At 60.7% G+C, this 24691-nt stretch carries 22 protein-coding genes and 1 pseudogene; 11 read left to right on the top strand and 12 right to left on the bottom strand.

The window, feature by feature from the left end; all coding sequences use genetic code 11:
• Positions 1-73: 73 nt before the first annotated feature.
• A complete protein-coding gene (locus IFT98_RS03185) occupies positions 74-1054 on the bottom strand; it encodes an LLM class oxidoreductase (RefSeq protein ID WP_192047341.1) in 981 nt (326 codons plus the stop codon).
• A gap of 357 nt (positions 1055-1411) precedes the next feature.
• Here IFT98_RS03185 and IFT98_RS03190 point away from each other — a divergent pair, with 357 nt between their 5' ends.
• Positions 1412-3436: a methyl-accepting chemotaxis protein gene (locus IFT98_RS03190; RefSeq protein ID WP_192047340.1), complete on the top strand. Its 2025-nt coding sequence runs from the start codon at positions 1412-1414 to the stop codon at positions 3434-3436.
• 82 nt (positions 3437-3518) lie between these two features.
• Here IFT98_RS03190 and IFT98_RS03195 read toward each other — a convergent pair whose 3' ends face one another.
• From IFT98_RS03195 to IFT98_RS03210, 4 genes are all read right to left on the bottom strand, one after another.
• Positions 3519-4142, bottom strand: a complete 624-nt coding sequence (locus IFT98_RS03195; RefSeq protein WP_122712882.1) for an FMN-dependent NADH-azoreductase — start codon at positions 4140-4142, stop codon at positions 3519-3521.
• Between the two features lie 67 nt (positions 4143-4209).
• Positions 4210-5394, bottom strand: a complete 1185-nt coding sequence (locus tag IFT98_RS03200; RefSeq protein ID WP_192047339.1) for a DUF2252 domain-containing protein — start codon at positions 5392-5394, stop codon at positions 4210-4212.
• 223 nt (positions 5395-5617) lie between these two features.
• The gene (locus IFT98_RS03205; protein ID WP_192047338.1) at positions 5618-6076 is read right to left on the bottom strand and encodes a thiol-disulfide oxidoreductase DCC family protein; all 459 of its coding nucleotides are present in this window, start codon (positions 6074-6076) and stop codon (positions 5618-5620) included.
• A 38-nt stretch (positions 6077-6114) separates the two neighbouring features.
• Positions 6115-6876 (bottom strand): bestrophin-like domain, encoded by a 762-nt coding sequence (locus IFT98_RS03210; RefSeq protein ID WP_192047337.1) that lies wholly within the window; start codon positions 6874-6876, stop codon positions 6115-6117.
• A 630-nt stretch (positions 6877-7506) separates the two neighbouring features.
• On the opposite strand from IFT98_RS03210, the gene IFT98_RS03215 reads away from it, so the two are divergent.
• From IFT98_RS03215 to IFT98_RS03230, 4 genes are all read left to right on the top strand, one after another.
• Complete coding sequence (locus IFT98_RS03215; RefSeq protein WP_244650851.1) at positions 7507-9063, top strand: arylsulfatase; 1557 nt, start codon at positions 7507-7509, stop codon at positions 9061-9063.
• A gap of 53 nt (positions 9064-9116) precedes the next feature.
• Positions 9117-10394 carry an OmpP1/FadL family transporter gene (locus IFT98_RS03220; RefSeq protein WP_192047335.1) on the top strand — a complete coding sequence of 426 codons (1278 nt, stop codon included), beginning with the start codon at positions 9117-9119 and terminating at the stop codon, positions 10392-10394.
• 64 nt (positions 10395-10458) lie between these two features.
• Positions 10459-11133 (top strand): DUF3313 domain-containing protein, encoded by a 675-nt coding sequence (locus IFT98_RS03225; protein WP_192047334.1) that lies wholly within the window; start codon positions 10459-10461, stop codon positions 11131-11133.
• Complete coding sequence (locus tag IFT98_RS03230) at positions 11108-13342, top strand: cytochrome c3 family protein (RefSeq protein ID WP_192047333.1); 2235 nt, start codon at positions 11108-11110, stop codon at positions 13340-13342. The genes IFT98_RS03225 and IFT98_RS03230 overlap by 26 nt, the downstream gene beginning before the upstream one ends.
• A gap of 46 nt (positions 13343-13388) precedes the next feature.
• Here the strand turns inward: IFT98_RS03230 and IFT98_RS03235 are convergent, their stop codons facing one another.
• Both IFT98_RS03235 and IFT98_RS03240 read right to left on the bottom strand, forming a co-directional pair.
• Positions 13389-13748 (bottom strand): hypothetical protein, encoded by a 360-nt coding sequence (locus IFT98_RS03235; RefSeq protein WP_192047332.1) that lies wholly within the window; start codon positions 13746-13748, stop codon positions 13389-13391.
• 11 nt (positions 13749-13759) lie between these two features.
• The gene (locus IFT98_RS03240) at positions 13760-14512 is read right to left on the bottom strand and encodes a phosphatase PAP2 family protein (protein WP_192047567.1); all 753 of its coding nucleotides are present in this window, start codon (positions 14510-14512) and stop codon (positions 13760-13762) included.
• A 349-nt stretch (positions 14513-14861) separates the two neighbouring features.
• Between IFT98_RS03240 and IFT98_RS03245 the strand changes: the two genes are divergently transcribed.
• From IFT98_RS03245 to IFT98_RS21165, 4 genes and pseudogenes are all read left to right on the top strand, one after another.
• Positions 14862-16529 (top strand): phosphoethanolamine transferase, encoded by a 1668-nt coding sequence (locus tag IFT98_RS03245; RefSeq protein WP_192047331.1) that lies wholly within the window; start codon positions 14862-14864, stop codon positions 16527-16529.
• Between the two features lie 48 nt (positions 16530-16577).
• Positions 16578-17279, top strand: a complete 702-nt coding sequence (locus IFT98_RS03250; protein ID WP_192047330.1) for a response regulator transcription factor — start codon at positions 16578-16580, stop codon at positions 17277-17279.
• A gap of 162 nt (positions 17280-17441) precedes the next feature.
• Positions 17442-18212: pseudogene (locus IFT98_RS21160) on the top strand (MCP four helix bundle domain-containing protein); the annotation flags it as partial.
• Positions 18213-18278: 66 nt separating this feature from the next.
• Positions 18279-19067 (top strand): methyl-accepting chemotaxis protein, encoded by a 789-nt coding sequence (locus IFT98_RS21165; protein WP_446730937.1) that lies wholly within the window; start codon positions 18279-18281, stop codon positions 19065-19067.
• A gap of 33 nt (positions 19068-19100) precedes the next feature.
• Here IFT98_RS21165 and tspO read toward each other — a convergent pair whose 3' ends face one another.
• Entirely contained in the window at positions 19101-19541 is a 441-nt protein-coding gene (gene tspO / locus IFT98_RS03260; RefSeq protein WP_122712873.1) for a tryptophan-rich sensory protein TspO, read from the bottom strand.
• A 285-nt stretch (positions 19542-19826) separates the two neighbouring features.
• On the opposite strand from tspO, the gene cynS reads away from it, so the two are divergent.
• Positions 19827-20294: a cyanase gene (gene cynS / locus IFT98_RS03265; protein WP_122712872.1), complete on the top strand. Its 468-nt coding sequence runs from the start codon at positions 19827-19829 to the stop codon at positions 20292-20294.
• Positions 20295-20304: 10 nt separating this feature from the next.
• Positions 20305-20778: a nuclear transport factor 2 family protein gene (locus IFT98_RS03270; RefSeq protein ID WP_192047328.1), complete on the top strand. Its 474-nt coding sequence runs from the start codon at positions 20305-20307 to the stop codon at positions 20776-20778.
• Between the two features lie 47 nt (positions 20779-20825).
• Here the strand turns inward: IFT98_RS03270 and abaF are convergent, their stop codons facing one another.
• The 4 genes from abaF to IFT98_RS03290 all read right to left on the bottom strand — a co-directional run bounded on the left by abaF (position 20826) and on the right by IFT98_RS03290 (position 24681).
• Positions 20826-22202: a fosfomycin efflux MFS transporter AbaF gene (abaF, locus tag IFT98_RS03275; RefSeq protein WP_192047327.1), complete on the bottom strand. Its 1377-nt coding sequence runs from the start codon at positions 22200-22202 to the stop codon at positions 20826-20828.
• A gap of 69 nt (positions 22203-22271) precedes the next feature.
• Entirely contained in the window at positions 22272-23189 is a 918-nt protein-coding gene (locus tag IFT98_RS03280; RefSeq protein WP_122478602.1) for a dihydrodipicolinate synthase family protein, read from the bottom strand.
• A gap of 126 nt (positions 23190-23315) precedes the next feature.
• The gene (locus tag IFT98_RS03285) at positions 23316-24038 is read right to left on the bottom strand and encodes an amino acid ABC transporter ATP-binding protein (protein ID WP_192047326.1); all 723 of its coding nucleotides are present in this window, start codon (positions 24036-24038) and stop codon (positions 23316-23318) included.
• Positions 24031-24681 (bottom strand): amino acid ABC transporter permease, encoded by a 651-nt coding sequence (locus IFT98_RS03290; protein ID WP_192047325.1) that lies wholly within the window; start codon positions 24679-24681, stop codon positions 24031-24033. Before IFT98_RS03290 ends, IFT98_RS03285 begins: the two co-directional genes overlap by 8 nt.
• Between the last annotated feature and the right edge of the window lie 10 nt (positions 24682-24691).

Below are 24691 nucleotides of genomic sequence, written 5' to 3' on the forward strand. Positions count from 1 at the left end.
GCTGACCAACGGTTACAGTGACTACACGGCGTCTCCTGCTGAATGCCGCAGGCTGACCCTTGCTGCGTGATGTTTACACAGCCGCCGAATCAGCCCCCACGGCAAACTCTGGAAGCACATACTCCTGCAGTTCCGCAATCACCTCCAGCGCCGGGCGCCGTGTTGGCTTGAGGTTCAAGGCAACATGGTTGACGCCGGCATCGCGTTGGCGCGCGAAGAACGCCTTGAGGGCATGACGGCCGCCGCGCAGCACTCGACCGGTCTGCAACGGTGCGTCGGCATCGGTGTCCAGGTCGAACATCGCGCCATAGCCAAACGGTACGAAACCCCGGGACGCGGTCATTTCACGCCAGTGCGGCACCACCTCCGGCATACGCTGGGCATCGCCATGCCAGATCCACGCGTCGACGTGCTCTGCCAGCCATTCCAGGCTCTGGCCCGCCCGGCCGATGGCAATGATGGGAATACGCGAGGCCGCTGGTTTGGGTACCAAGTCGATGTCGCCGCGCAAATGGCCGAAATGCTCGGTTTGCAAACGCGGGAAGGACACCGAGGTCAGCGTCTTGATCAAGGCCACCGCTTCGCGGTAGCGCTCGACGCGGGTGGCGAAATCGACGCCGAAGGCCGGGTATTCGGTGGGCCGGTCGCCGGAGGCCATGCCGGCCAGGAAGCGCCCGCCCAACAGTTGGTCGGCGGTGGTGATCTGCTTGGCGGTGATGACCGGCTCGCGCAGGGGCGTGACGAACCCGGCCGTGCCTATGGCGATCCGTTGGGTGAGTGCGGCCAGCCAGCCGGCGTATACCAGCGGGTCCAGCACCTGGCCGGTGTCACCGAACGAAGGGTCGTAGAACGGCACATCGCGAAGCCACAGGGCTGCAGCGTCACTGCGGTCGAGGCTTTGTACGATCTCGGCCTGATCGGACAAATCCGGAAAGGGGCTATCGGGGTAGCCACTGGCCGGGGAAATGAAACCAATGGTCAATTGACCCTGTTGGAAAGTGCGACTGAATGCTTCGTGGTCAGCCAGATCGTGCGATTGATTGCCCTGATTCATAGTGCCTGCCCCAAAATCCAAGAGATGGCACCAGTCTAACGCCCGGCCTGATGCCTGTTTCCGACCTTTTGGATCGACACTGATGAATAACTTTCCTCAATCGGCGGGGAAAATCGACTCGAGATACACTGATGCCAAATGGACATCACCTGCTCTGAAAAGTTCAAAACCTTTACAGAAATAAATATATGTACAACTTTCTGTAAAGTTCTTTGGATCACTACCGATACGCACGTTTGACCGCAGAACAATTGTGCGCAGCCACATGGGCCGAACAGAGCCCAGGCGTCGGAGAAATGGACCGTTCTCACCCCAAGACCCATTACGAACCGTCCCATTTCGGGCTGTGAGAACCTCATGAACATCCTTGCTCCTGCCGTAGCACTGGCCAACCGATTACGCTTTCCGACGAAGTTTGCGGTACTGGCCATCATCGTCCTGGTTCCCCTGGCGCTGCTGGGCACCCGTTTCATCATTCAAATCAACGACAGCCTTGCAGTCATCCGTTCGGAGCAGGCAGGCCAGCGTTACCTGCTGGACGTCACGCCCGTCTTGCGCTTGTCCATGCTCCAGCGCGCCTTGAGCAATCGTCTGCTCAGCGGCGATTCGACTGCGCAAGCCGATGTACTGGCCAACCAGGCGAAGCTGGAGGACGCATTCTCGAAGCTGGCCGCCACGGACCGCGAGTTCAATGAGGCACTGGAAACCGGTGACCGCGTCCAGGATCTGCACGCAGCAGCCACGCGGTTGATGGCGCAGGCCAAGCCGGGTGCCGACCAGAGCGGCGTGTTCGATGCGTGGAACGACCAACTCACCGAGACGCTGAATTTCGTCTATTACGTGTCGGCCACGTCGGGGATGGTGCTGGATGAAGATTACGCTTCGCTGTTCATGATCGATCAGAGCACCCTGCGCCTGCCTCGCCAGATCAACATCGTCGGGCAACTGCGTGGGCTCGCCAGCGGCCTGCGTGAAGGGCAGGTGTTGAGCCCGGCTACGCGCGGCGTAATCAAGTCGATGCTCAAGAACGAACTGCTCATCCACAAGGAGCTGCAGCAAAGCCTGGCACTGCTACGTCGCCGTGAGCCCGCGCTCGCCGATCGGATCCAGGCACCGATCAACAGCGCTTTCGCAAGCCTCGAGGGCTTCCGTGCGGACCTCGACGCGGTGACGTCCTCTACCAGCGATACACTGGGCAACGTGCAGAACGTACCCGCCAAGGGCAATGCGGTCGTGGCTGAGTTGTACAAGGCCCAGGACACTTTGCAGGAGGAGTTGCTGAACCGGCTGGAGCATCGTGTCGAGGAAAAGAATGCTCAGCGCCAGTTCATCATTGGCATGTTCGCGCTCGTCGGCCTGCTGCTGGTCTACGTGTTCTGCGGCATCTACAGCGCCATGCGCCGTACCATTCAGGATGTCCTGTTGGCCACCCAGCTCATTGCCCAAGGCGACCTGAGCACGCGCGTCCAGGTCCGCGGCAAGGATGAAATGGCCGACGTGGGCAACAGCCTGAACCATATGGTGCAGGCCTTCAGTGGCTCGCTGGCTCAGGTCGAGCGCAGCTCGCAGTCGGTGTCCGATGCCGCCACGCGCATGGGTGTATCCATCGACCGCGCCAAACGCTCGATGAATACCCAGCAAAGCGAAACCGAGCAGGTGGCCACGGCCATCAACGAAATGACCACCAGCGTTGCCGACGTCGCGCAGAACACCGAAGGTGCCGCCCACGCCGCCGAACAGGCCAGCCAGTCGTCCCATGCCGGGCTGGCGCAGATGCACGAAACCAAGGTCACCATCGAGGCCTTGGCCGACGAAGTGGAGCGCAGCGCGCAGAAGGTCTCGGCGCTTGCCCAGCACAGCCAGCAGATCGGCGGGGTCATCGAAGTGATCCGCAACATTGCCGACCAGACCAACCTGCTGGCCTTGAACGCGGCCATCGAAGCCGCCCGCGCGGGTGAGCAGGGCCGCGGCTTCGCGGTGGTCGCCGACGAAGTGAGGACCCTGGCATCGCGTACGCAAAACTCCACCGAAGAGATCCGCCGGATCATTCAGGAACTGCAATTGGCTACCGCTGCTGCCGTCGAGCAGATGAAGGCTGGAAAGCAGCGCGCCCAGGAATGCCTGCAGTCCGCCGATGCGGCCTCGACCAGCCTGGATGCCATCAGCGATGGCGTCGAGCAGATCGTCGGCATGAACACCCAGATCGCCAGCGCGGCCGTTCAGCAGCACGCCGTGTCGGAGGACATCAACCGCAACGTGACCGAGATTCGCAATGGCAGCCTGGCGTTGATGGAAGGTATCGAAGACAACGCCGTGACTGCAGAAGAGCTATCACTGCTTGCAACCGAGCTGCGCACCGTGGTGGCGCGGTTCAAGCTATAGGAAGGCGCCCCGAGGGAGGCGCCGATCTGCGCCCAGGGGCAAATCGGCGCGCTCTGGTCCATCGAGGCTAGCGGTCGGAGCGCTACAGCGATGCAGCCAGCTTGGTGGCTGCATCCAGGGCGGCGTTGAAGCTGGCCTCGGCCGTTGCGGCATCGCCCAGCGTCGCTTCCGACTCCACCGTGTCGATGGCTGGAATTCCCACCATGCGTGCCCAGGTCCTGAGGAATGCAACTTGATGGTCGTAGTCCTCGGTGGGGTAGTCCTCGCCCAGCACCACCCCACGTGTGGCGAGCACCACCACCTTCTTGCCCTTGAGCAGGCCGCACATGCCCTGTTCATCGAAATCGAACAGCACGCCGCGCTGTGACACCGAGTCGATCAGGTGCTTGAGACGATAGGGCACACCGAAATTCCACATCGGCACACTGAAAACAATCACGTCCGCACGATGGAAGCGCTCGCCCAAGGCGTGGATCTGTTTCCACACGGCCGCCTGTTCGGCAGTCATTTCCACGCCTTCGAGGTCGGCGTACTTGGCATTCAACGCGGGACCGTCGAAAGGCAGCAGATCGGTGGTCCACACATCCAGCACGTCGACGGTTGCGTCAGGCTGATGGGAGGCGACGGTTTCCAGGTAGCGAGCGGCCAGTTTCAGCGAGGCGGAACGCTCGCCACGCGGGGAGCTGGCAATGTGAAGAATATGCATACTGGGGTTTCCTTTGTGGCGCAGCTGCGAGGGGTTTGGATTTAGTCCCGTGCGCGGCCGCCGATGTTCAATTCTGCAAAGCGTACCGTCGGCAGTGCTCCAGGTACCCTTGCTCATGACTGCCCACCAGATGAACCACGCTGGACCACAGCCAGGACGGCGCGTCCAGCGTGTTCGAACGATTCGTCTGCAGCTCGCGCATCCAGTCAGCCCTGGTCGAAAGGTCCATCTGCCGTGCATGGGCGGCACCCACGACTCTGGCCAGGTAGCTCGCCGCGCGCATGGCTTGGGTTTCGCTCAACTGGTCGAGCTCAAGCTTCATGTCCTGAGGCAGCAGTTCACGAATGAAGAAGCCATGGTCGAGCATCCGCGTGGCCAGCATCCGGTTGCCCAAGCCGGGCGACAGATGCCGGGCGCCTTCGACCACGCGCCGGCCGTTATCGCGCGGCATGCCTGCACGAACGGTGCGCGGCGCTGCGGCAGCGACCGCTTCCTTGATGTCCAGCAGACACAGTTCCTGGTCATCGTCGTCGCCCACGCCGAGCAGCACGGCATAGCGCTTGAGGCCCAGAGAGCTGCAACCTTTGACCCAATAAGCCGAATCCAGCAGTTCTACGCTGTCACTCCCCGAGCGCCCTTTGAGGGACGTGACCAAAGCATGGATCTCGTCGGTGCCGCACAGGGTCTTGATAGCGCTGCGCTCGGTCTTGGACAGGGCCCAGAAGTGCTTGCCCAGCGGAATCGTCGGGCGCATGTCTTCGATGCGTTCCTGCGCCAGATGCTTCCACGTGCGCTGCACCGCGCTGCGCATGCCAGCCTTGACCTGCGCGGGACGCTGCGGCTGTTCTTCCTGGTTGTTTTCGAAGGCTTGCTCGTAGCCCACCATCATCTCTTCGAGCATGCGCGCGGTGGCCACGCCGGGCAGGTCGGAACCGCGAGCCGCGGTCGCCAGCGACAGGCCGAGCCGGACCAGGTCGTGGACAGGGTTGCCGATCACGGTCTGGTCCAGGTCGCGGATGTGGATATCGATGCGACCCTTCAAATCGCCGGTCGGGCCGAGGTTGCCGGCGTGACAGTCGCCACAGATCCACACCGGCGGCCCACTGGGCAAGCGCCGACCGGACTGGGACTGCAGCCATTCATAGAACTGCACGGTACTGCCGCGCACATAGGCATGCGCGGATCGGGCCATCTTCAAATTGCGCAGTTGCTCGAGCGGTTCCAGGCGTGCGGCAGGACGGGGCGTTTTCATGGAATAGTCTTTGGGGGAAAGACGTTGGAGTGGGTATCCAAGGTGCATGTTTCAAAATGTTTCTAGTTTTTTCTCCGGGCAAAAACACGACGAGAAGTGCATATCGCTTTGGCAGGCGCTGAGCTGTTCGATGCCAGCAGATAGGGGGATTACGCCTAGGAAGGCTGCAACGGCTAGGTCGCTGCCTCCTGACTGCCCCATTGACGAGCCGGGCGATCTACCCTCAACGCGGTCCGGACGGTGGCCGCTTTTGCCCGGCGCTGTCCGCTTCGGGAACTGCACAACTGCCGTTCCTGCAGCGGGCACTGCCGTCCGGGTGGGGCAGCCAGGCCAGGTGCGGACGCCATCGGCAGAACAGGCGATAGCCAACGTTGAACAGCGGTCTTGCCCATCGCCACGACAACGGCGCGGCCCAAACACCAAGGCCCGCAGCTCGCCAACTCCAGAGTGTCGCGTCCAGGCCGGTGACCCATGTTCCATCGCTGAACCGGGCATGAAGCAACGACTCCATGTGCGCACGGGTGAAGCCCATGGATTGCGCATCGAACGCCGGATCGCTGATATCGGCGAAACGAAGGCGCTCGGGCAAGGCGCGCGCCCTCAGAACCTTGATTTCGTGGGCACAGAGAGGGCAGTCGCCGTCGAAGTAGAGGGTCAATGGCCACTTAATGTTCTCGTACATCCTCTTCTCCCAGTGTGAGGGCATCGCCAGTAATGGCATCACTGCCCCATCCGCTCAAGCGTATTGCGCATTGGTGCAACCGAGACTTTGACCAGGCCGTCCAAGGGTCTGCTCATTTCTTCGATCATGAAAACGGCCGCCGCGACGCTCAAGGCGCACATCAGCAGTGCGACCATGACGGTGCCATTGGCCTTGGCGAACAAACCGAAGCAGCCAAAGATAGTTGAAAGCCATGCGACCAGCACCATCAATAGCGGCATGGGAATCGAGCCCTGTACTTGCAAGAGGACGAGCCAGCGGGCGGCGAAAATCTGGTCTACGAGTTGCAGCGATTGCGCCTTCGCGTTCTGCTGCGATGGGTTGGCAGGCGTGAGCGCTTCGATCGCGGCCTGCAACGTTTCCGATCGAGCGATTGCCTGGGGGCCACCGAGCAGCGACAGTGTTGCACTTTCGCCGGATTCCAGTATGTCGACGGCCTGTGCGTAGTTGTGCTTGAGCAAGGTCCGCACAGCGTTTGTCTGAGGGCCGTAACGGGCGAGATCACGGTCAAGATGGATCACCATGGCCGCATTGTGAATGACCTCGCTGGCCGTGGTGTCGTAGGTTGCCTTTGCCGACGAAATAAGCAGGCTCAACACCAGGGCGGCCAACGTGGCGATCAAGCCGGTTGCCAACTTCACCACTGAAACGGAATCGTCACCCAAATGATGTTCGGGAAGCTTGTGGCGCAGATACAGGCCGATGAGTGCACTGCCGAATACGCACAGGAAAACAGCCAGGGCGATCACGTAATGGGTCAAGTCGATATGCCTGCAGGTAATAAGGAAGGCCCGATTCGGGAAGTTGTCGATGACGCACGGCGTTGAATGTTCGAGTCGAGACAGGCCCGATCGCCTGGAATACCTGGCATTGCTTGAAGTAAATAATAAATCTTCAAGGATTTCAAAGGCGTCGCATGTTTCAGGGAAAATAGCCGTTGCTTTCTCATTTTACGTGCTAAATTCTTTCTTGCCGAACATTTAATGACTTCTCAGGTTGTTCTCTTTGACACGCTCGTCCAGGCAGTCAAGGTGTCGCTTGTTGGGTGTTTGTTGAGTTGTTCATTGCCGCTGTGCTCGGCTTCTTTCTATTGCGTGAGTTCTTTTGAATACCGATGCCTTGAATATCTCGATGGTTTTTCAAGGGGGAGAGTATTGATCGGCTCGCAAAATATATCGCTGTCCATTCAGTGCAAATAAGGCGCCCTGTTAAAAACGCCTGACTTTATTTGCCGGCCTATTGCCAGTTTGGGAAGTCGCGAGCTCGGAAAGCCTGCGCTCACGCGGTAACACGCGATGAGCGGATCAACTCGTTACAGACAACCAGCACAGGGCACTCACATGGACAGAAAACTAGTGACAGGGCTGGCGCTCGCCACCCTGTACTGCGCGATGACTGGCGTAAGCGTGCAGGCCGCAGATCCCGTAAAACCCAATATCGTAGTGATCATGGCTGACGATGTGGGGTGGTTCAATATTGGTGCCTACAACCAGGGCATGATGGCCGGGCGCACGCCCAATATCGATTCCATTGCCGCACAGGGCATGCGCTTCACCGATTATTACGCCGAGGCCAGTTGTACCGCGGGTCGAGCAAACTTCATCACGGGCGAACTTCCCATTCGTACTGGCATGACGACAGTGGGCCAGCCGGGCTCTCCCATCGGCATTCCGGCACAGGCTTTGACGATTGCCACGACCCTCAAGTCGATGGGTTACGCCACCGGCCAGTTCGGCAAGAATCATTTGGGCGATTTGAACGAGTTCCTGCCGACCGTGCATGGCTTCGATGAGTTTTTTGGTTATCTCTATCATCTCGATGCGATGGAAGACCCGTCGCATCCGACGTACCCGCAAAATCTGCGCGACCAGGTCGGCCCCCGCAACATGATCCACTCCTGGGCAACGACGACGGAAGATGCCACGGTGCAGCCGCGCTGGGGCAAAGTGGGCAAGCAGAAGATCGAGGACGCCGGTGAACTGTTCCCCAAGCGCATGGAAACCGTCGACGAAGAAATTCGTGACAAAGCACTGACTTTTCTGGACAGCGCCAAGCAACAGAACAAACCTTTCTTCCTCTGGTTGAACCCCACCCGCATGCACGTCACTACCCACTTGTCTGCCAAGTACGATGCGCTGCGCAACTCCGACAACAACTGGAGTCAACAAGAGGCCGGCATGGCTCAACTCGATGACATCGTGGGAGATGTCATGAAGAAGCTCGACGAGATGGGCGTCGCCGATAACACCATCGTGGTATTCACCACTGACAATGGCGCGGAGAACTTCACCTGGCCCGACGGCGGGCAAACGCCTTTTGCCGGCGGCAAGGGTACTGCGCTCGAAGGCGGCTTCCGCGTTCCCGCCGTGATCAGTTGGCCAGGCAAGATAGCACCCGGCAGTGTCGCCAACGGCATCATGTCGGGCATGGACTGGTTCCCGACCTTCGTGGCCGCCGCCGGCAACCCTACGCTCACCCAAGAGTTGCTGAAGGGTAAAAGCATCGATGGGCAAGACTATAAAGTGCATCTGGACGGCTATGACCAGACCGCAATGCTGACCGGCAAGGGGCCTTCCCCGCGTCGTGAGTTGCTGTACTTCACCGAAGGGACGCTGGCGGCTGTCCGTATAGATGACTTCAAATATCGGTTCACCGACCAGCCCGATGGTTGGATTGGAAATACGGTATCGGTCGATATGCCGATTCTGACCAACTTGCGCCTCGACCCTTTCGAACGGACCGGCTTTCCCAACGGGGCAAAGGGTTCCTATATGTACATGAACTGGTTCATGTATGAATTCTGGCGTTTTCAGTTCGTGCAGCAGGAGGTGGCCAAGGTAGCGATGACCGCCATCGAGTTCCCGCCGATGCAAAAGGGCGCGTCGTTCAATATGGATGCCGTCAAGGCCCAGATCCAGAAAGCCATTGCCGCCCACGCTGGGCGCTAAGCCATCGGTACTGACCCTGAACGCGTCAGCGCTTTCAGGGTCGTGGAGCTCGTATGCATCGCACTTCCAAAACGCTACCTGTTGCGATCCTTTCGCTCTGCACGCTGGTCTGTGTTCACCCGGCGTTCGCTGGCGGCATCATGCTGTATGAGGTGGGCAGCGACAATACCGGGCTGGTCAATGCTGGCGCGGCGGCGCGGGCCCAGGGGCCTTCGACGATTGCCAGCAACCCTGCCGGCATTGGTTATCTGAACGGCACGCAGATATCGGCGGGTGCACAGCTTATCTACGGCAACGTCGAGTTCGACCGCGACGCCGACACCAACGTACCGGGCAGCGGCAGTGGCAATGCGATCACGCCGACGCCGGGGGGAAGTTTTTTCGTGTCCCACCGGATCGACGATCACTGGAGTGCAGGCTTCGGTGCCTACGGCGATTTCGGGTTGGCACTGGATTACAACAACAACTGGTCGGGACGCTATTTCAGCCAGTACGGCAGCATTGCCGGGCTGTCACTGGTGCCCACGGTGGCCTACACGTTCAACGAGCAATGGTCAGTGGGCGTTGGCGTGAAAGCCATGTACGCCACGCTGCAAACCGAAGCGGCCATAGATCGCTCGCCCTTCGGGCTGACTGACCGAAGCGATGGGCAATACAAGTACAAGAACAACGATTGGGGGGCGGGCGCGAACCTGGGGGTCATCTACTCGCCACAAGCGGGCACGCGTTTTGGCCTGACCTATACCAGCGCGATCGACCTGCATTTCGAAGACAGGCTGAAGGTGCAGGGCGGCGGGGTTTTTCTCGACAGAGCCAATGCAACGGCAATCGGACTGGACGTGCGCGTTCCGCAGACAGCCACTTTCAGCGTGTTTCACCAGTTGGATGCCCGTTGGGCCGTTCTGGCAACGGTCAACTGGCAGGACTGGTCGCGCTTCGGAGACATCAATGTCGATATCGACACCTCGCAGGCAGGGTCGGCGTCGACCGTTGTCGAAGCCCAGTACAAAGACACCTATCAATTGGCGATCGGCACCCAGTATCAAGCCACGCCCAAGCTGCTCTGGAGCGCTGGGGTTGCCTACGATACCTCGGCGGTGTCCAGCGACAATCGCACCTTGGCCAATCCCATGAGCGCGCAATGGCGTCTGGGGACTGGCATTACCTATCTGTTCGACAGAAACACCGAGCTCAACCTGAGCTGGGACATGGTCTGGATGGGCGATCTGTCGGTAGACCAGAGCAAGTCACTGTCGAGCGACCGCACCAGCGGCGAATTCGCAGACGCGTGGCTGCAAACCCTCAGCGGTGCAGTGACATGGCGCTTCTAAAACACGCTTTGTTGGACACGGTAGTAATCAATCCACGGCTCAGACGACCACAGGACACACCGACATGAATAGATCGCATCAATGGATGAGCGGCTTGGCTTTGAGCACGCTGTTGCTTGTGGGCTGTGTCTCCAAGGTGACGGAGAAGGAGCAGTATTCCGGCTATCTGGATCGCTATGACGTGCTCAAGCCTGCCGTTTCCGCTTCAGGGGCGCCGACCCTGCGGTGGGTCTCGAGCACGTTCAACCCGTCGGCCTATGACACCGCTATATTCGATGAGCTGGTTCTCTACCCAGCACCCAAGGCGACCGATCGGGTCAACGTGCAGACGCTGGAGCAACTTCGCAGCACCGCAAGCCAGGGCGCCATGAGCGCGTTGTCAAAACGCTATCGTGTGGTCGATTCTTCCCGGCAGGTGCCTGCTGGGGGCCGTGCATTGATTTTGCGGGCAGCGATCACCGGCGTCAGTGCTTCGAACGAAGGCATGAAGTGGTACGAAGTGATTCCCGTTGCGGCCGTAGTGGGGACGGTCAGTGCGGCCTCGGGCCATCGTGACCAGAACTCCGAGCTGTATCTGGAAGCGGCTTTGCTGGACGCCCAGACCAATGAACCGCTTGCTCGGGTGGTGCGCAAGGTGTTCGGCAAACAGCTGAACAATGCCTCTACCCAGATTACCGCGAGCGATTTCGATCAGGCCATTAAGGACCTGACCAATGACCTGGGCGCGTTCATCAAGTAAGTACGGGCTGGTTGCGCGACTGGTCTTGCTGTGGCTAGACGTCGTCACGGTTTCTTCTGCCGCCACCTTGGTAGAGGAGCGTACGTGTGCGGGTTGCCATGCGAGTCAGATCCAGGACTGGCAGGGAAGCCACCACCAATTGGCGATGCAGGCTGCCGACGAGTCAAGCGTGAAAGGCGACTTCAACGACGTTACTTTCCACGGCGAACGAGAGCTGACGGTTTTCTTTCGCCGTGGGGAGGAGTTCTGGGTCAAGGCTACCGATGCGCAGGGTATCGCCAATGATTTCAAGGTGGCTTACGCGTTCGGCGTTGCGCCGCTGCAGCAGTACCTGCTGGAAACTTCCGGCGGACGTCTTCAGGCGTTGAATGTTGCCTGGGACACAGCCAAGGGGGGCTGGTTCACGATCTACCCGGGGCAGGGGGTCGACTTTCGCGACCCGTTGCACTGGAGCAAGCCAGGCCAGAATGCCAACTTCATGTGTGTGGAGTGCCATACAACGGGTTTCAAACGCAACTTCGACGCCAGCACCAATACTTTCGACAGCCAGTGGAACAGTCTGGGTGTGGGTTGCCAGGCGTGCCATGGACCGGGCTCAGATCACGTGACATGGGCTGGCAGTGGCGCGCAGCGCAGCGCTGCCACCGGCGTGGGCTTTGCTGTCGACCTGACACAGGCGGATAACGCGGCTCAGGCCGACACCTGCGCGCGATGTCACTCGCGCCGTGCTTCATTGGCGGATGACAGTCTGCCCGGCAAGCCTTTGCTGGACGCCTACCTGCCCAGCGCGCTGACCGCCGAGCTGTACGAGGTCGACGGCAAGATCAAGGGTGAAGTCTTCGAACACGGCTCGTTTCTGCAAAGCAAGATGTTCGCCAAGGGCGTCGCTTGCACCGCGTGTCACAATCCCCACAGCACCGAGCTCAAAGCTTCGGGCGATGCGGTCTGTCTGCAATGTCACAACACGGTCGGCAAGACGGTCGTGCCTGGCGTCGATGCGCGAGGGCTGAAAGCCAAGGACTACCTGTCGCCGGAGCATCACCATCACGTACCTGGCAGTGCCGGCAGCCAGTGCATCGCCTGTCACATGCCCGGAAAACTCTTCATGGTCAACGATCTGCGTCACGACCACAGTTTCAGCCTGCCCAATCCCGCGCTCGCGCAGCGTCTGGGTACCCCGGACGCCTGCATCGGTTGTCATCGGGACATGCCCGCCGAACAGCTGATCGAGCGCTACACCCAGTGGTACGGGACACCACGGAACCCGACATTCAACTACGCAGAGTCGCTCTGGCTGGCTCGCGCCGGCCTTCCCGGCGCCGCGGATGCGCTTTTCGGCGAGTTGGCCACGCCCACGCTGTCGGCCATTCGCCGCACCACCTTGCTCGCCGAAGTTGCCGATTACCCAAGCGAACGTGCCTTGGCATCTGCCGTCGAGGCGTTGACGGACGCCGATGCCCAGGTCCGCGAAACTGCTGTGAAAACCGTGGCCGCGCAGTTGCCCGGCGCTCGGCGCGCTGCTGTGCTGGGGGCCTCGTTGAGCGATCCGATTCTGGCTGTGCGACTGGCCAGCGCGTCGGCACTGCTTGAGGCGGGACCGAGCCTGGGACGGTGGCAGAGCGCATTCGATAAGGCCCTGGCTGAGTACGAAACGACGCAGTTGCAGTTGCAGGAGCGCGCCGAAGCGAACCTGAATCTGGCTTTGCTTTATCAATCGCAAGGGCAGATCGCCAAAGTCGAGCCTTACCTGCGCACGGCTATCGAACGCGATCCGGACTTTGCGCCCGCGGTGGTCGCCCTGGGGCAATGGCTGGAGTCTCAGCGTCTGCCCGAGGAGGCACTGGCGCTGTTGAGCGCGCACTTGCTGAGAACGCCAAACAGCGCACTGTTGCAATTTACCCAGGGTCTGACGCTGATACGTCAACGGCAGGCAGGTATGGCATTGCTGGCGCTGCGCGAAGCCAATCGTCTGGAGCCCAGCAACGCCCGCTACGCCTACGTTCTTGCGCTGGCAATGCAAAGCCTGGGCGAGGTTGCCGCAGCCGATGCCTTGCTTGCTGAAACCCTGCAACTGCATCCTCAGGATCGAGAAGTTCGCATGGCGATCATCGTGCGCAAACGCAGCAGTGGAGACGCGCAAAGCGTGCGGCAATTGATCGAGGATCTGCGCGCGATCAATCCGGGCGACCCGTTGGTGCTCATGCGTTAGGCGACCGGGCTTTGCCAGCAGATCCCCGGGCCTGGCGCAGCGACGCTTACCTGGAAAGCGCCTTGCCCCATCCCTGATCCTTGGCGTGGCGCCAATCGCGGTCTTCCTTGCTGTCGATGCCGACATGCCGTTGGAAGTCAGCGATGGCGCTGGCTTGGCATTGCCGGAAGCCGTCGTCCCAGCCGGTGGCGTATTGACGATCCGAAAGGTAGACAGGCACATTCTTGCGAAATTCGCCCAAGGCTTGCGCGGCGTGCCGACCACTGCCGCAGCCGTCTTCGAAGCCGGTGGCGAAGGGGGCAGGGTAGCCCTCGGCCAATAGCCGCTCCCGGGTCGTTTGGCAGGCGCTCAACAATACTGCCGATAAGGCTAGGCTCAGCAGCACCCCAGTTCGTCTATCGTGCATCCATAGGGCGTTCATCGCCGGTGTCCCTCGGGCACCAGGGCCGCATCCGGCACAGGTGAAGGCTGTGTCGAGGGGCGGTAGAGAATCCAGCGATAACACAGCACGCAAATCACCCAATCGATCAGCAGCGTCCAGATGTTATGGGAAAGGAAGTGCGCACCTTGCGCCATTCGTCCCAGCGAAAAGACCGATCCCAGTGTCAGCGCCACCGCCAGTGCGATTCGCGCAGTGCGTGGGCGGCGATCGCGCCAGAAAAAGAACAGGGCAAGCAGCGAGAAGCCGCTCGACGCATGGCCGCCGGGCCAGCACAGACCGGGTTTTTCCGTCGCGGCACGGGGGCTGAGCAACGGTGTATAGGTTTCCTGACCGCCGAACTCTTTCAGGCTCCAGGGACAATGCACGGCTGTCAGCACCTTGAGCGGCGTCACCACCGACGTTGTCAGCGCCATCGCCAGCACCACATACCCCAGTGGGCGACGCCATTGGCGCAGGCGCGTGGCCCACAGACTTGCCACGAAACCTGCAAGTGCAAGTACCGCAAAGGCGATCACCGCCTGCTTGGCGCGATCATGCAGAATGTTTTCCAGCCAGTAGCTCTGGCGTCCGATGAAGCCCACCCCCGGCACGTAGAAGATCTGCGCCAGGGCGAAGTCGAGGGCAGGGGGGTACAGCCACAGCATCGTTGCCATCAGCACGAGCGGAATGCCCAGCGCCAATCGAAAGTCAAAATGGCGGGACGCAGGAACAGGTAATGCGATAGCCATGACAGGCTCCGATCCAGTGATGAAGAACAAGTGAAAGTTACGTGGGGAAGTAACGACGGCGGCCTGTCATCAATGGATCCAGTAGCCGCTTGCGTTAAGCGCGACGATAAGTTTGCGCCGTTCAGAACGAAGTGAACGAACTGTGAAAAATACGTGGAAAGTAGCTGTCACCTCGGCTGAATGAAGCGACCGCATTGCTGTGTTCCAGCGCATGCCATGAAACGGACTCGCGACGAGCTTTTCCTCGCGAATCTTTCACGAAAATTTGAATTATCCGCGTCTAGAGTCCGCGCCATCGACAACCGTAGCACGGCGCACGGCTCGCTTCTTTGCCCGACGGCAGACTCCCATGTTCAAACTCAAACCTGTACGCCCGGAAACCGCGACGTTGCTTGCCAGTGTCTTTCTGCTGGTGGTGTTCAATGTGCCGCTCTGGCAGCATCTGGCTGCAATCACCGGGGAGGGTGGCGCAGGAACACAACTTGCCCTTGCGTTTGCCATCATGTTGTTGGGCGTGTTCAATATCGTACTGACGATAGTGGCTTTTCCAATCATATTCAAACCGGTATTGACGGTGCTGTTTCTCACCAGTGCAAGTGTCACCTACTTCATGAGTCACTACGGTGTGCTCATGGACGTTGGCATGCTTCGCAATCTGGTGGAAACCAATATCACCGAAGTACAAGGCTTGTTGTCTCCGATGCTCTGGGTCTATGTTTTGCTGTTGGGCGTATTGCCTTCGGTGCTGTTGTGGAAAACACCCATCGCCTACCGCAAAGTGCATCGCCAGTTGGTCAGCAAGGCACTGGTCGGCGCAGGCTCTGCGGCGGTCATTGCCGTGGTCGCGCTGATGGACTATCAGGGGCTGTCGTCACTGTTGCGCAATCATCACGAGTTGCGCCTGATGGTGGTGCCGAGCAATTACATTGGTGCCTCGATCGCCTATGTACGCGAACAAGTGTCGACGGCACGACAGCCATTCCGGGCCATCGGCGAAGACGCCGTGCGAGCCGTCAACGTGGCCAGCAATGCGCCCAAGTCACTGACGGTACTGGTGGTGGGCGAAAGTGCGCGCGCCGAGAACTTCGGCATCCTGGGGTACGAGCGCGAGACCACGCCGCAACTTGCCCAGGAACAAGGGCTGGTGGCCTTTACCGACGTGCACTCCTGCGGCACCGAAACGGCTGTCTCTGTGCCATGCATGTTCTCCAACATGGGCCGCAAGCAGTACAAGGCGGACATCGCGAAAAACCAGGAAGGCTTGCTGGACGTGCTCAAACGCGCGGGGCTGGATGTGGTGTGGTGGGACAACCAGTCTGGCTGCAAGGGGACGTGCGACCGAGTCACTTTGCTGGACGTCAGCCATGACAAGGATCCCGAGTTGTGCGCGGACAACGAGTGCAGGGATGAAATTCTGCTGCAAGGTCTGCAGGCCTTCATCGACCATTTGAGCAAGGATACCGTTCTGGTATTGCACCAGATGGGCAGCCACGGGCCCGAATATTTCAAGCGTTACCCCCAGGCGTTCGAGAAATTCACGCCCGTGTGCAAGAGCAATGCGCTGGATGCGTGCAGCAGGGAGAGTATCGTCAACGGATATGACAACACCTTGCTGTACACCGATCATGTGCTGGCTCGGCTCATCGATGTACTGCGCAGCAACCAGGATCATCTGGCCACCGCGATGATCTATCTGTCGGATCATGGCGAGTCGCTGGGCGAGTACAACCTGTTCCTGCATGGCACGCCTTACATGCTTGCACCCGAGCAGCAGAAACATGTGCCACTGCTGGTATGGCTTTCCGACAGTTATCAGCATGCACTCGCCGTCGATACTCGCTGCCTGCAACAGACGCGCAACGAACCGCTGAGTCAGGACAATCTCTTTCACTCGATGCTAGGCTTGTTGCGAGTACAGACTCGGGTATACAGCCCTGCGCTGGATATGTTTGCCAGTTGTAGAGGTACCCGCGTTGCCGTCGATGCCAAAGCCAGCCAGGTAGCATTGGGCGAATGAATTGCAGCGTTCGGTCGTGTTCGAACCCGATATCACCAAGAGAATCCCATGCGCATACTGGTCATCGAAGATCACGCCGATATCCTCGCCAACATCTCCGAGTATTTCACGCTCAAGGGCTGTGAGGTTACCGGGGCCCTAGATGGCGTGACCGGGCTGCATCTGGCGATGACCGGCAAGTTCGATGCCATCATTCTTGACGTGATGCTGCCCGGCATGGACGGCAATCGGGTGTGTCAAAAGTTGCGCTCGGTCTCCAGGCAGAACACGCCCATCCTGATGCTCACTGCCCGTGACGAATTGGAGGACCGCTTGACCGGCTTCAGCGTCGGTGCCGACGACTACATTATCAAACCCTTCGCGCTGTCCGAGCTGTTTGCTCGCGTCGAGACGGTGAGTCGGCGGTCGGCAGGAGTGCGGAAAAACGTGCTTCAGGTCCATGACCTGACTTTCGATCTGGATTCGCTGGAGGTGAAGCGGGCGGGCAAGCTGCTCAAGCTCAACCCCACCACCCTCGTGCTGCTGGAGTTGCTGATGCGCAAAAGCCCCGCGATAGTGAAGCGTCGCGAGTTCGAGCTGGCGCTGTGGGGGCAGGAGACGCCCGATTCCGACAGTTTGCGGACCGGCATCTACATGCTGCGCAGAACCATCGACAAAACCTTCGATGTACCCCTGCTGCACACCGTGCACAGCATGGGCTACAAGCTTCAGGCGCCGTCCGGTGGCGAGGCGTCGATCGACCGGCACTGACCCCGGGCCGAGCCATGCGGCGCCAGGTGCATGCCAGCTCTGGCGCTGCCGGCGACGCGGCCCAGGCGCTCGCACGGGTCGGCGCGCGCGCGCCTTGCTCAAGATTCCTCCCCGCAGGCCGATGATCGTTGTCATCAACCTCTGATCGCAATGGAATCCTGCATGATCATCCGACGCCTCAATCTCGCCCCTCGGGCGATCGCTTTCTTCTCGGCCGTAGTCGCGGTCGTGATCCTTCTGGGCAGTATCTCCATCGTTCAGATGAACAGGCTGTACCAGGCCGAGCAGGACGTGGAAACCAACTGGATGCTCGGCATTCGCGATGCGGGTCAGATGAACAGCGGCCTGCTGAGGTTGCGGCTCGAAAGCATGCGCGGTGCCACCACCACCGATGCCGCGCTTCGTGCACAGACGATTGCTGCGTTTCCGGGCTATCGTCGTACTTTTCAGGAAACCATCAAGCACTACGAAAGCACCGTTGCGAGCGACGATGACCGTAAACTTTACGAATCCATACGCTCCGATGCGGCAGCGTATGACCAACTGCTGGGTCAGCTCGAACCTATGCTGCGTGCTGCCGACACCACTGCGGCAACTGCCCTGATCAACACGGCCATTCGCCCGCTGACCAATACCCTCGAAGGCAAGGTCAACCAGCTCATGGCGCTGAACGACCGCGGTGCCAAGGATGCCGGCGATGCGGCGCTGGCGATTTTCGAGTCGGGACGCAACTGGGTCATCGGGCTGATGGCTGCGGCCGTGCTGGCGACCATCGTGCTCGCTGCGCTATTGATCCGCAGCATCACCCAGCCCATCAAGGAGGCCGTGCTGATCGCCCAGCGCATCGCACGCAAGGACCTGACCGAAACGATCGTCGTGGTCGGGCAGGACGAGGCCGCCAGCATGCTCACCGCGCTGGCCCAGATGCAGGCCAACCTGCGCCAGACCATTGCGCACATTTCCGACAGTTCCAGCCAGTTGGCTGCCGCCTCGGAAGAGATGAGCGCCGTGACCGAGGAATCCAGCCGCGGTCTGGCACGCCAGAACGATGAGGTCAATCAGGCTGCCAGCGCCGTCACCCAGATGAGCTCGGCCGTCGATGAGGTGGCGCGCAATGCGGCAGAGGCCGCCGACGCGTCGGCAACCACCCAGTCCCTGGCCAGGGATGGCTTGGGCAAGGTCGAGCAGACTCTGACGGCCATTCAGGCACTGGCAACCAACGTGGGCAGCACCAGCACCCAGGTCAAGCAACTGTCGTCACGGGCGCGCGAGATCAACACGGTGGTCGAGGTGATCCGCGCCATCGCCGAACAGACCAACCTGCTGGCATTGAACGCGGCCATCGAAGCGGCCCGCGCCGGAGAGCAGGGTCGCGGCTTTGCCGTGGTGGCGGATGAAGTGCGCGCCCTGGCTCACCGCACGCAGCAGTCGACCCAGGAAATCGAAAAGATGATCGGCTCCATGCAGACCGATTCGGTGCAGGCCGTGCAAGCCATGGAGCAGAGTCAGCAGATGGCCAGCGATTCTTCGGCCGTGGCGCAGCACGCCAGCGCATCGCTCAGCCAGATATCGGCATCGATCAACCTCATCAGCGAACGCAATACCGTAATCGCCACCGCAGCCGAGGAGCAGGCACAGGTGGCGCGGGAAATCGACCGCAACATCACCAGCATCCGCGACCTTTCGATCCAGAGCGCAGCCGGCGCCACGCAAACGGCCACCGCCAGCGGAGAAGTGTCGAGACTGGCGGTCGGGCTGACCGCATTGGTCGGGGCATTCGCGATCTGATCGTGGCCGAGTGGGAGCGGCGCAACCGTAGCGTCAGCGATTATTGCGCAGAATCGAGAAGTTCAGCGCCGCTGCCACGCAGAGCCAGGCCAGGTAAGGGAACAGGATCAGCCCGGTGATGACGTCCAGGCGCATTGCCAGGGCAACCATGGCGGCGGTCACCAGCCACAAGACCACGATGATCACCATTCCGGCGAGCAGGCGATGGGCGCCGAAGAATACCGGCGTCCACAGGGTGTTGAGGGCGATCTGCGCGGCCCACAGCGCCAGGACGGTCTCGCTGCCCGGCAGTTGCGTCAGTCGATAGCCCGCCCAGGCGAGCAGCAGGTAGATGACCGTCCAGGCCACGGGAAATGCCCAGTTGGGCGGGGTGAAACGTGGCTTGACCAGCGAGGCGTACCATTCGCCGGGCTTGAAGATGACACCGGTGCTGGCTGCGGCGGCGCAGGCCAGCAGGAAGATGAAGAAAACCATGGTGAGTCCTTGTGCAAGGGCAGGGGGACGCTGCAATAGCGAGATGTGCTATCAAGCTGACGCCTGAACCACGGAAAAGTTTGCGCAGGCGCGCAGCGCGTTCAGCCTTCCTCCCGCTGTCCTGCCTGGCCAACCGCAGCGCTCAGGTGACCAATGGGACGTAGCGGCACGAATCGAACCCCAGCTGAAATTGTGCAAGACAGCCCTGATCATTGTGGTAGGTTTCGATGATTCCCTGCTGCCAAGCTGTTCAATCGACCCTGCGTTTCAGTCCGGAGAATCACCATGTCCCAGAGCAACGTTTCCAAGGCGCCGCGTCAGACCCTGACCGAACAAGTCCTGCAGGCCAAGGCCACGCACAATCTGACCTGGGCGGCGCTGTCCGAGGGGACCGGCCTGAGTACGGTGTATGTGACGGCCGCGCTGCTGGGCCAACACCCGCTGCCGCAGGCGGTTGCCGAAGTGGTGGCCGAGCGTCTGGGCCTCGACGCGCAAGCGGTCGTTCAGTTGCAGACCATACCGTTGCGCGGCAACGCCGAAGACGTGTCCAACGACCCGACCATCTATCGTTTTCACGAAATGGTCCAGGTCTACGGCACTACCTTGAAGGCTCTGGTGCATGAGCAATTCGGCGACGGCATCATCAGTGCGATCAATTTCAAACTCGACATCAAGAAAGTCGAAGATCCAGAAGGCGGATCGCGTGCTGTGATCACCCTGGACGGCAAGTTTCTGCCCTACAAGCCTTTCTAGGATTCTCGACATGAACCAGGAAAACCGCCCACCGTTGCCGCCTTTCACCCTCGAAACCGCCATTCAGAAAGTGCGTGGCGCCGAGGATGGCTGGAACTCCCGGGACGCCGCCAAAGTGGCGCTGGCCTATACCCAAGACACCTACTGGCGCAACCGCAGCGAGTTCATCGAGGGTCGAGCCCAAGCCCAGGCGTTTCTCGAACGCAAGTGGTGCAAGGAACTGGACTACCGCCTGATCAAGGAGCTGTGGGCCTTTGCCGACAACCGCATTGCCGTGCGGTACGCCTACGAGTGGCACGACGATTCGGGCAACTGGTTCCGCTCATACGGCAACGAGAACTGGGAGTTCGCCGCCAACGGACTCATGCATCGACGCTTCGCTTGCATCAACGACCTGCCGATTGCCGAGTCCGAACGCAAATATCACTGGCCCTTGGGGCGGCGCCCCGACGATCACCCAGGCTTGAGTGATCTGGGGCTTTGATGGCGCGCTGAGATAACGCGCTGACGAAGCTCGTCAGCGCAACGTGCTCAGGCCAGTTTGCCGCGCGACACGCCCGTTTGTTCCGAGGCCGCCACGCGTGCGGCGGCTTCGGCATCGACCGTGCGCAACGACTTGCCACGGGTTTCACGGGTCAGGCTGACGGCGACGATGGAGATTACCGCAGCCCCGACGAGGTACCAGGCGATGGGCGTGGAGCTGTTGTATTTGTTCAGCAGGGTGATTGCGATCAGCGGCGCCAGCGAACCGGCGAAGATCGGCGCCACCTGATAGCACAGCGACAGCGCCGTGTAGCGCACATGGGTCGGGAACATCTCTGCCATGAGTGCCGAGTAGGGCGCATAGGTCATTGATTCGATGGCCAGGCCCAGGGTGATCGCCGCCATGATCAGCCAGTTGTTGCCGGTGTCCATCATCGGGAAACCGACGAAACCCCAGAACGCCGTCAGTACCGCGCCGGTCAGGTACACCGGTTTGCGGCCGATCAGGTCGGACAGGTAGCCCATCAGCGGAATCATGAAGAAGTGCAGGAAGTGCGCGCCGAACATCAGCAGCAGAATCTGCGAGGTGTCTTTGTGAACCACCAGTTTGAGGTAGGTGATGGAAAAGGTCACCACCGTGTAATACAGAATGTTCTCGGCAAACCGCGCGCCGATTCCCACCAACACTGAACGCCAGTGGTGACGCAGTACTTCGACCACACCCAGCTGTTCGGATTGAATTGATGCCTGGCGCGCCTGGGCTTCCTTGAAGATAGGCGCATCGTCGACGCTGCTGCGAATCCAGTAGCCGATCAGTACCACAATGGCCGACAGCCAGAACGCCACGCGCCAGCCCCAGGCCAGGAACTGCTCCTCGGAAAGCCCGGTGGACAGCCCCAGCAATGCGACCGTCGCAATCAGGTTGCCCGCCGGCACGCCCGCCTGTGGCCAACTGGCCCAGAAGCCGCGACGGTTGTCGGGGCAGTGCTCGGACACCAGCAGGATTGCACCGCCCCATTCGCCGCCGAACGCGAAGCCCTGGATCAGCCGCAACAGCACCAGCAGCACCGGGGCCGCGTAGCCGATGGTGGCAAAACCTGGCAGGCAGCCCATCAGGAACGTTGTGATGCCCACCACTACCAGGCTCAGTTGCAGCAGGCGCTTGCGGCCGAACTTGTCGCCGTAGTGGCCGAACACCAGCCCGCCCAGGGGTCGGGCCAGAAAGCCCACTGCGTAGAGTGCGAAAGCGGCAATGATGCCGTCGATGGGGCTATCGGTCTGGCGAAAGAACAGCTGGCCGAACACCAGCGCGGAAGCCGTTCCATAGAGGAAGAATTCGTACCATTCGGCGACGGTTCCGGCCATGGCGGCCGCCACGACACGCTTGAGTCCCGCTGGGGTAGTCGCGTTGGAAGAAGTGGGCATGATCAGGCTTCCTGGGAGTGGCAATGACAGATACCCGGGCCTGGCGGATACGCCTGGCCCGGTCGTGATTCAAAGACCGACGTCGGGCAGGGTGGGGCGGTTGGCCAGGGCCTTGGCCATGATGCGTTCGACGAACAAGCGGTCTTCGTCGGGCAGGGCCAGGCGCGGTGGGCGAGTCAGGGCGCTGCCGCGGCCCATGATCGCTTCGCACAGCTTGATGCACTGAACCAGGTCCGCACGGGCGTCCAGGTGCAGGATCGGCATCAGCCACCGGTAGATTTCCATGGCCTCGGCAAAGCGTCCGGCCTTGGCCAGGCGGAAGATGGTTTCGCCTTCTTGCGGGAAGACGTTGGACATGCCCGACACCCAGCCTTCGGCGCCCACCGCGATGCTTTCCAGAACGACGTCGTCGAGGCCGGCGAACAGCACGAAGCGGTCGCCCACTTCGTTGCGCACGTCGATGAAGCGCCGGGTATCGCCGGAGGAGTCCTTGAAGCACACCACGTTGTCGCAGTCGGCCAGGGAAATCAGGATCTCGGCGGTGACATCGTTCTTGTAGATGGGTGGGTTGTTGTAGACCATCAAGGGCACGTCGGCGTGCTTGGCTACGTAGCGAAAATGCTCGGCGGTTTCGAAGGGCTTGGAGCCGTAGACCAGCGCCGGCATCAGCATGACGCCGTCCACCCCGGCCTTGCGTACGGCGTTCGCGGTTTTCGCGGCAGCGACACTGGTGAATTCCGCCACCCCGCAGATGACCGGCACGCGCCCGCCGGAGGCGTCGACGGCCACTTCGGTGACGGCAATCTTCTCTTCGGCGGTCAACGAGGTGTTTTCACCTACCGAGCCGCAGACCACCAAGCCTGACACGCCGTCGCGAATCACATTGGAAATGACCTGATGAGTCTTTTCCAGATTGATGGAAAAGTCATCGTTGAATTGAGTGGTGACCGCCGGGAATACGCCACTCCAGTTGATGCGCTTGCTCATTCGAGTTACTCCGTTGATTGATGGTATTTCGTATACGTTTTGGTTCGGTTGTATGTTGGACAGGGTGCTGCGGTTCAAGACCTTGGATGCAATCGGGCGCAATACCGAAAGACGCATCGGCGCCGCCTATTTGACCGACTTCAGGAACGCGGCCGTTTCCGGCTGCAACGGGTTGCCGATGACCTGGTCCGGGCTGCCGATTTCATGCACCAGGCCGTTGCGGAAAAACGCCACGCGATCGGACACATCGCGGGCGAAACGAATCTCGTGGGTCACCAGCACCATGGTCATGCCGTCTTCGGCGAGCATGCGCATGGTGTCGAGCACTTCGCCCACCAGTTGCGGATCGAGCGCCGAGGTGGCCTCGTCGAACAGCATGTAGTCCGGTGACATGGCCAGCGCGCGGGCAATCGCCATGCGCTGTTGCTGGCCACCCGAGAGCTTGCCGGGAAAGGTATTGAGTTTGTCGCTCAGGCCGACATGGGTCAGTTGCTGCACGGCCAGCGCCTCGGCCTGCTCCTTGCTCTTGCCCAGTACCTTGCGTGGCGCCAGCATTACGTTTTCCAGCACGGTGAGGTGGGGAAAGGCATTCCATTGCTGGAAGACGATGCCGATTCGCTGGCGCAGCTGGTTGAGGTTGGTACTGCTGCCGTGGACTTCGACCCCGTCGACCCGAATGCTGCCTTTCTGGATCGGCTCCAGGCCGTTGATGCACATCAGCAAGGTGGATTTTCCCGAACCCGAGCCGCCGATGATCGACACCACCTCGCCCTTGCTCACCGTCAGGCTGACGCCCTTGATGACCTCCAGTTCGCCGAAGGATTTGTGTACGTTGTCGATCTCAATCATTTTCCTGCCACCTTCTTTCCAGACGAGCGCCCAGGCGAGCGACCACCAGGCTCATGACGTAGTAGATGAGCCCGGCGATGCACAGCACCAGCAGCGGCTCCTGTATGCGCGTGACGATGGTCTGCGAGGCGCGCAGCAGTTCGACGATGCCGATCCACATCACCAGCGCGGTGTCTTTCATCACGCCGAGCACCAGGTTGAGCCAGCCGGGGAAGGCGACCCGGGTGGCCATCGGCAGGACGATGTAGCGCAGGTCCTGCCAGTAGCTCAGGCCGAGCGAGCGGCTGGCCCGGCGAACGGATGGCGACACGGCCAGCACCCCACTGCGCACGATCTCGGTGAAGTACGCCGCCGCGTAGACACCCAGCACGATGCAGCCGACGCTGAACGCGCTGATGTTCAATCCGACGATGCTCTTGAGCGAATTGAGCAGCACGAACTGGATCAGCAGCGGTACGCTGCGAAACACGTCCAGCACCCAGGCCAGCGGAAGGCTGGCGCGCGGTGCCAGGGCCCGCAGCAGGCCGCACAGCAAGCCGCCGAAGGAGCCCAGCAGGATTGCCCAGAAGGTCAGTTGCAGGGTGACCCAGGCGCCATCGAGCATGTACAGGAGGTCAGTCGCGGTGAGGCTGGTGGAAAACATGCGCCGCTCC

The organism is Pseudomonas sp. CFBP 8770 (assembly GCF_014841705.1).
Taxonomy (GTDB): Bacteria; Pseudomonadota; Gammaproteobacteria; order Pseudomonadales; family Pseudomonadaceae; genus Aquipseudomonas.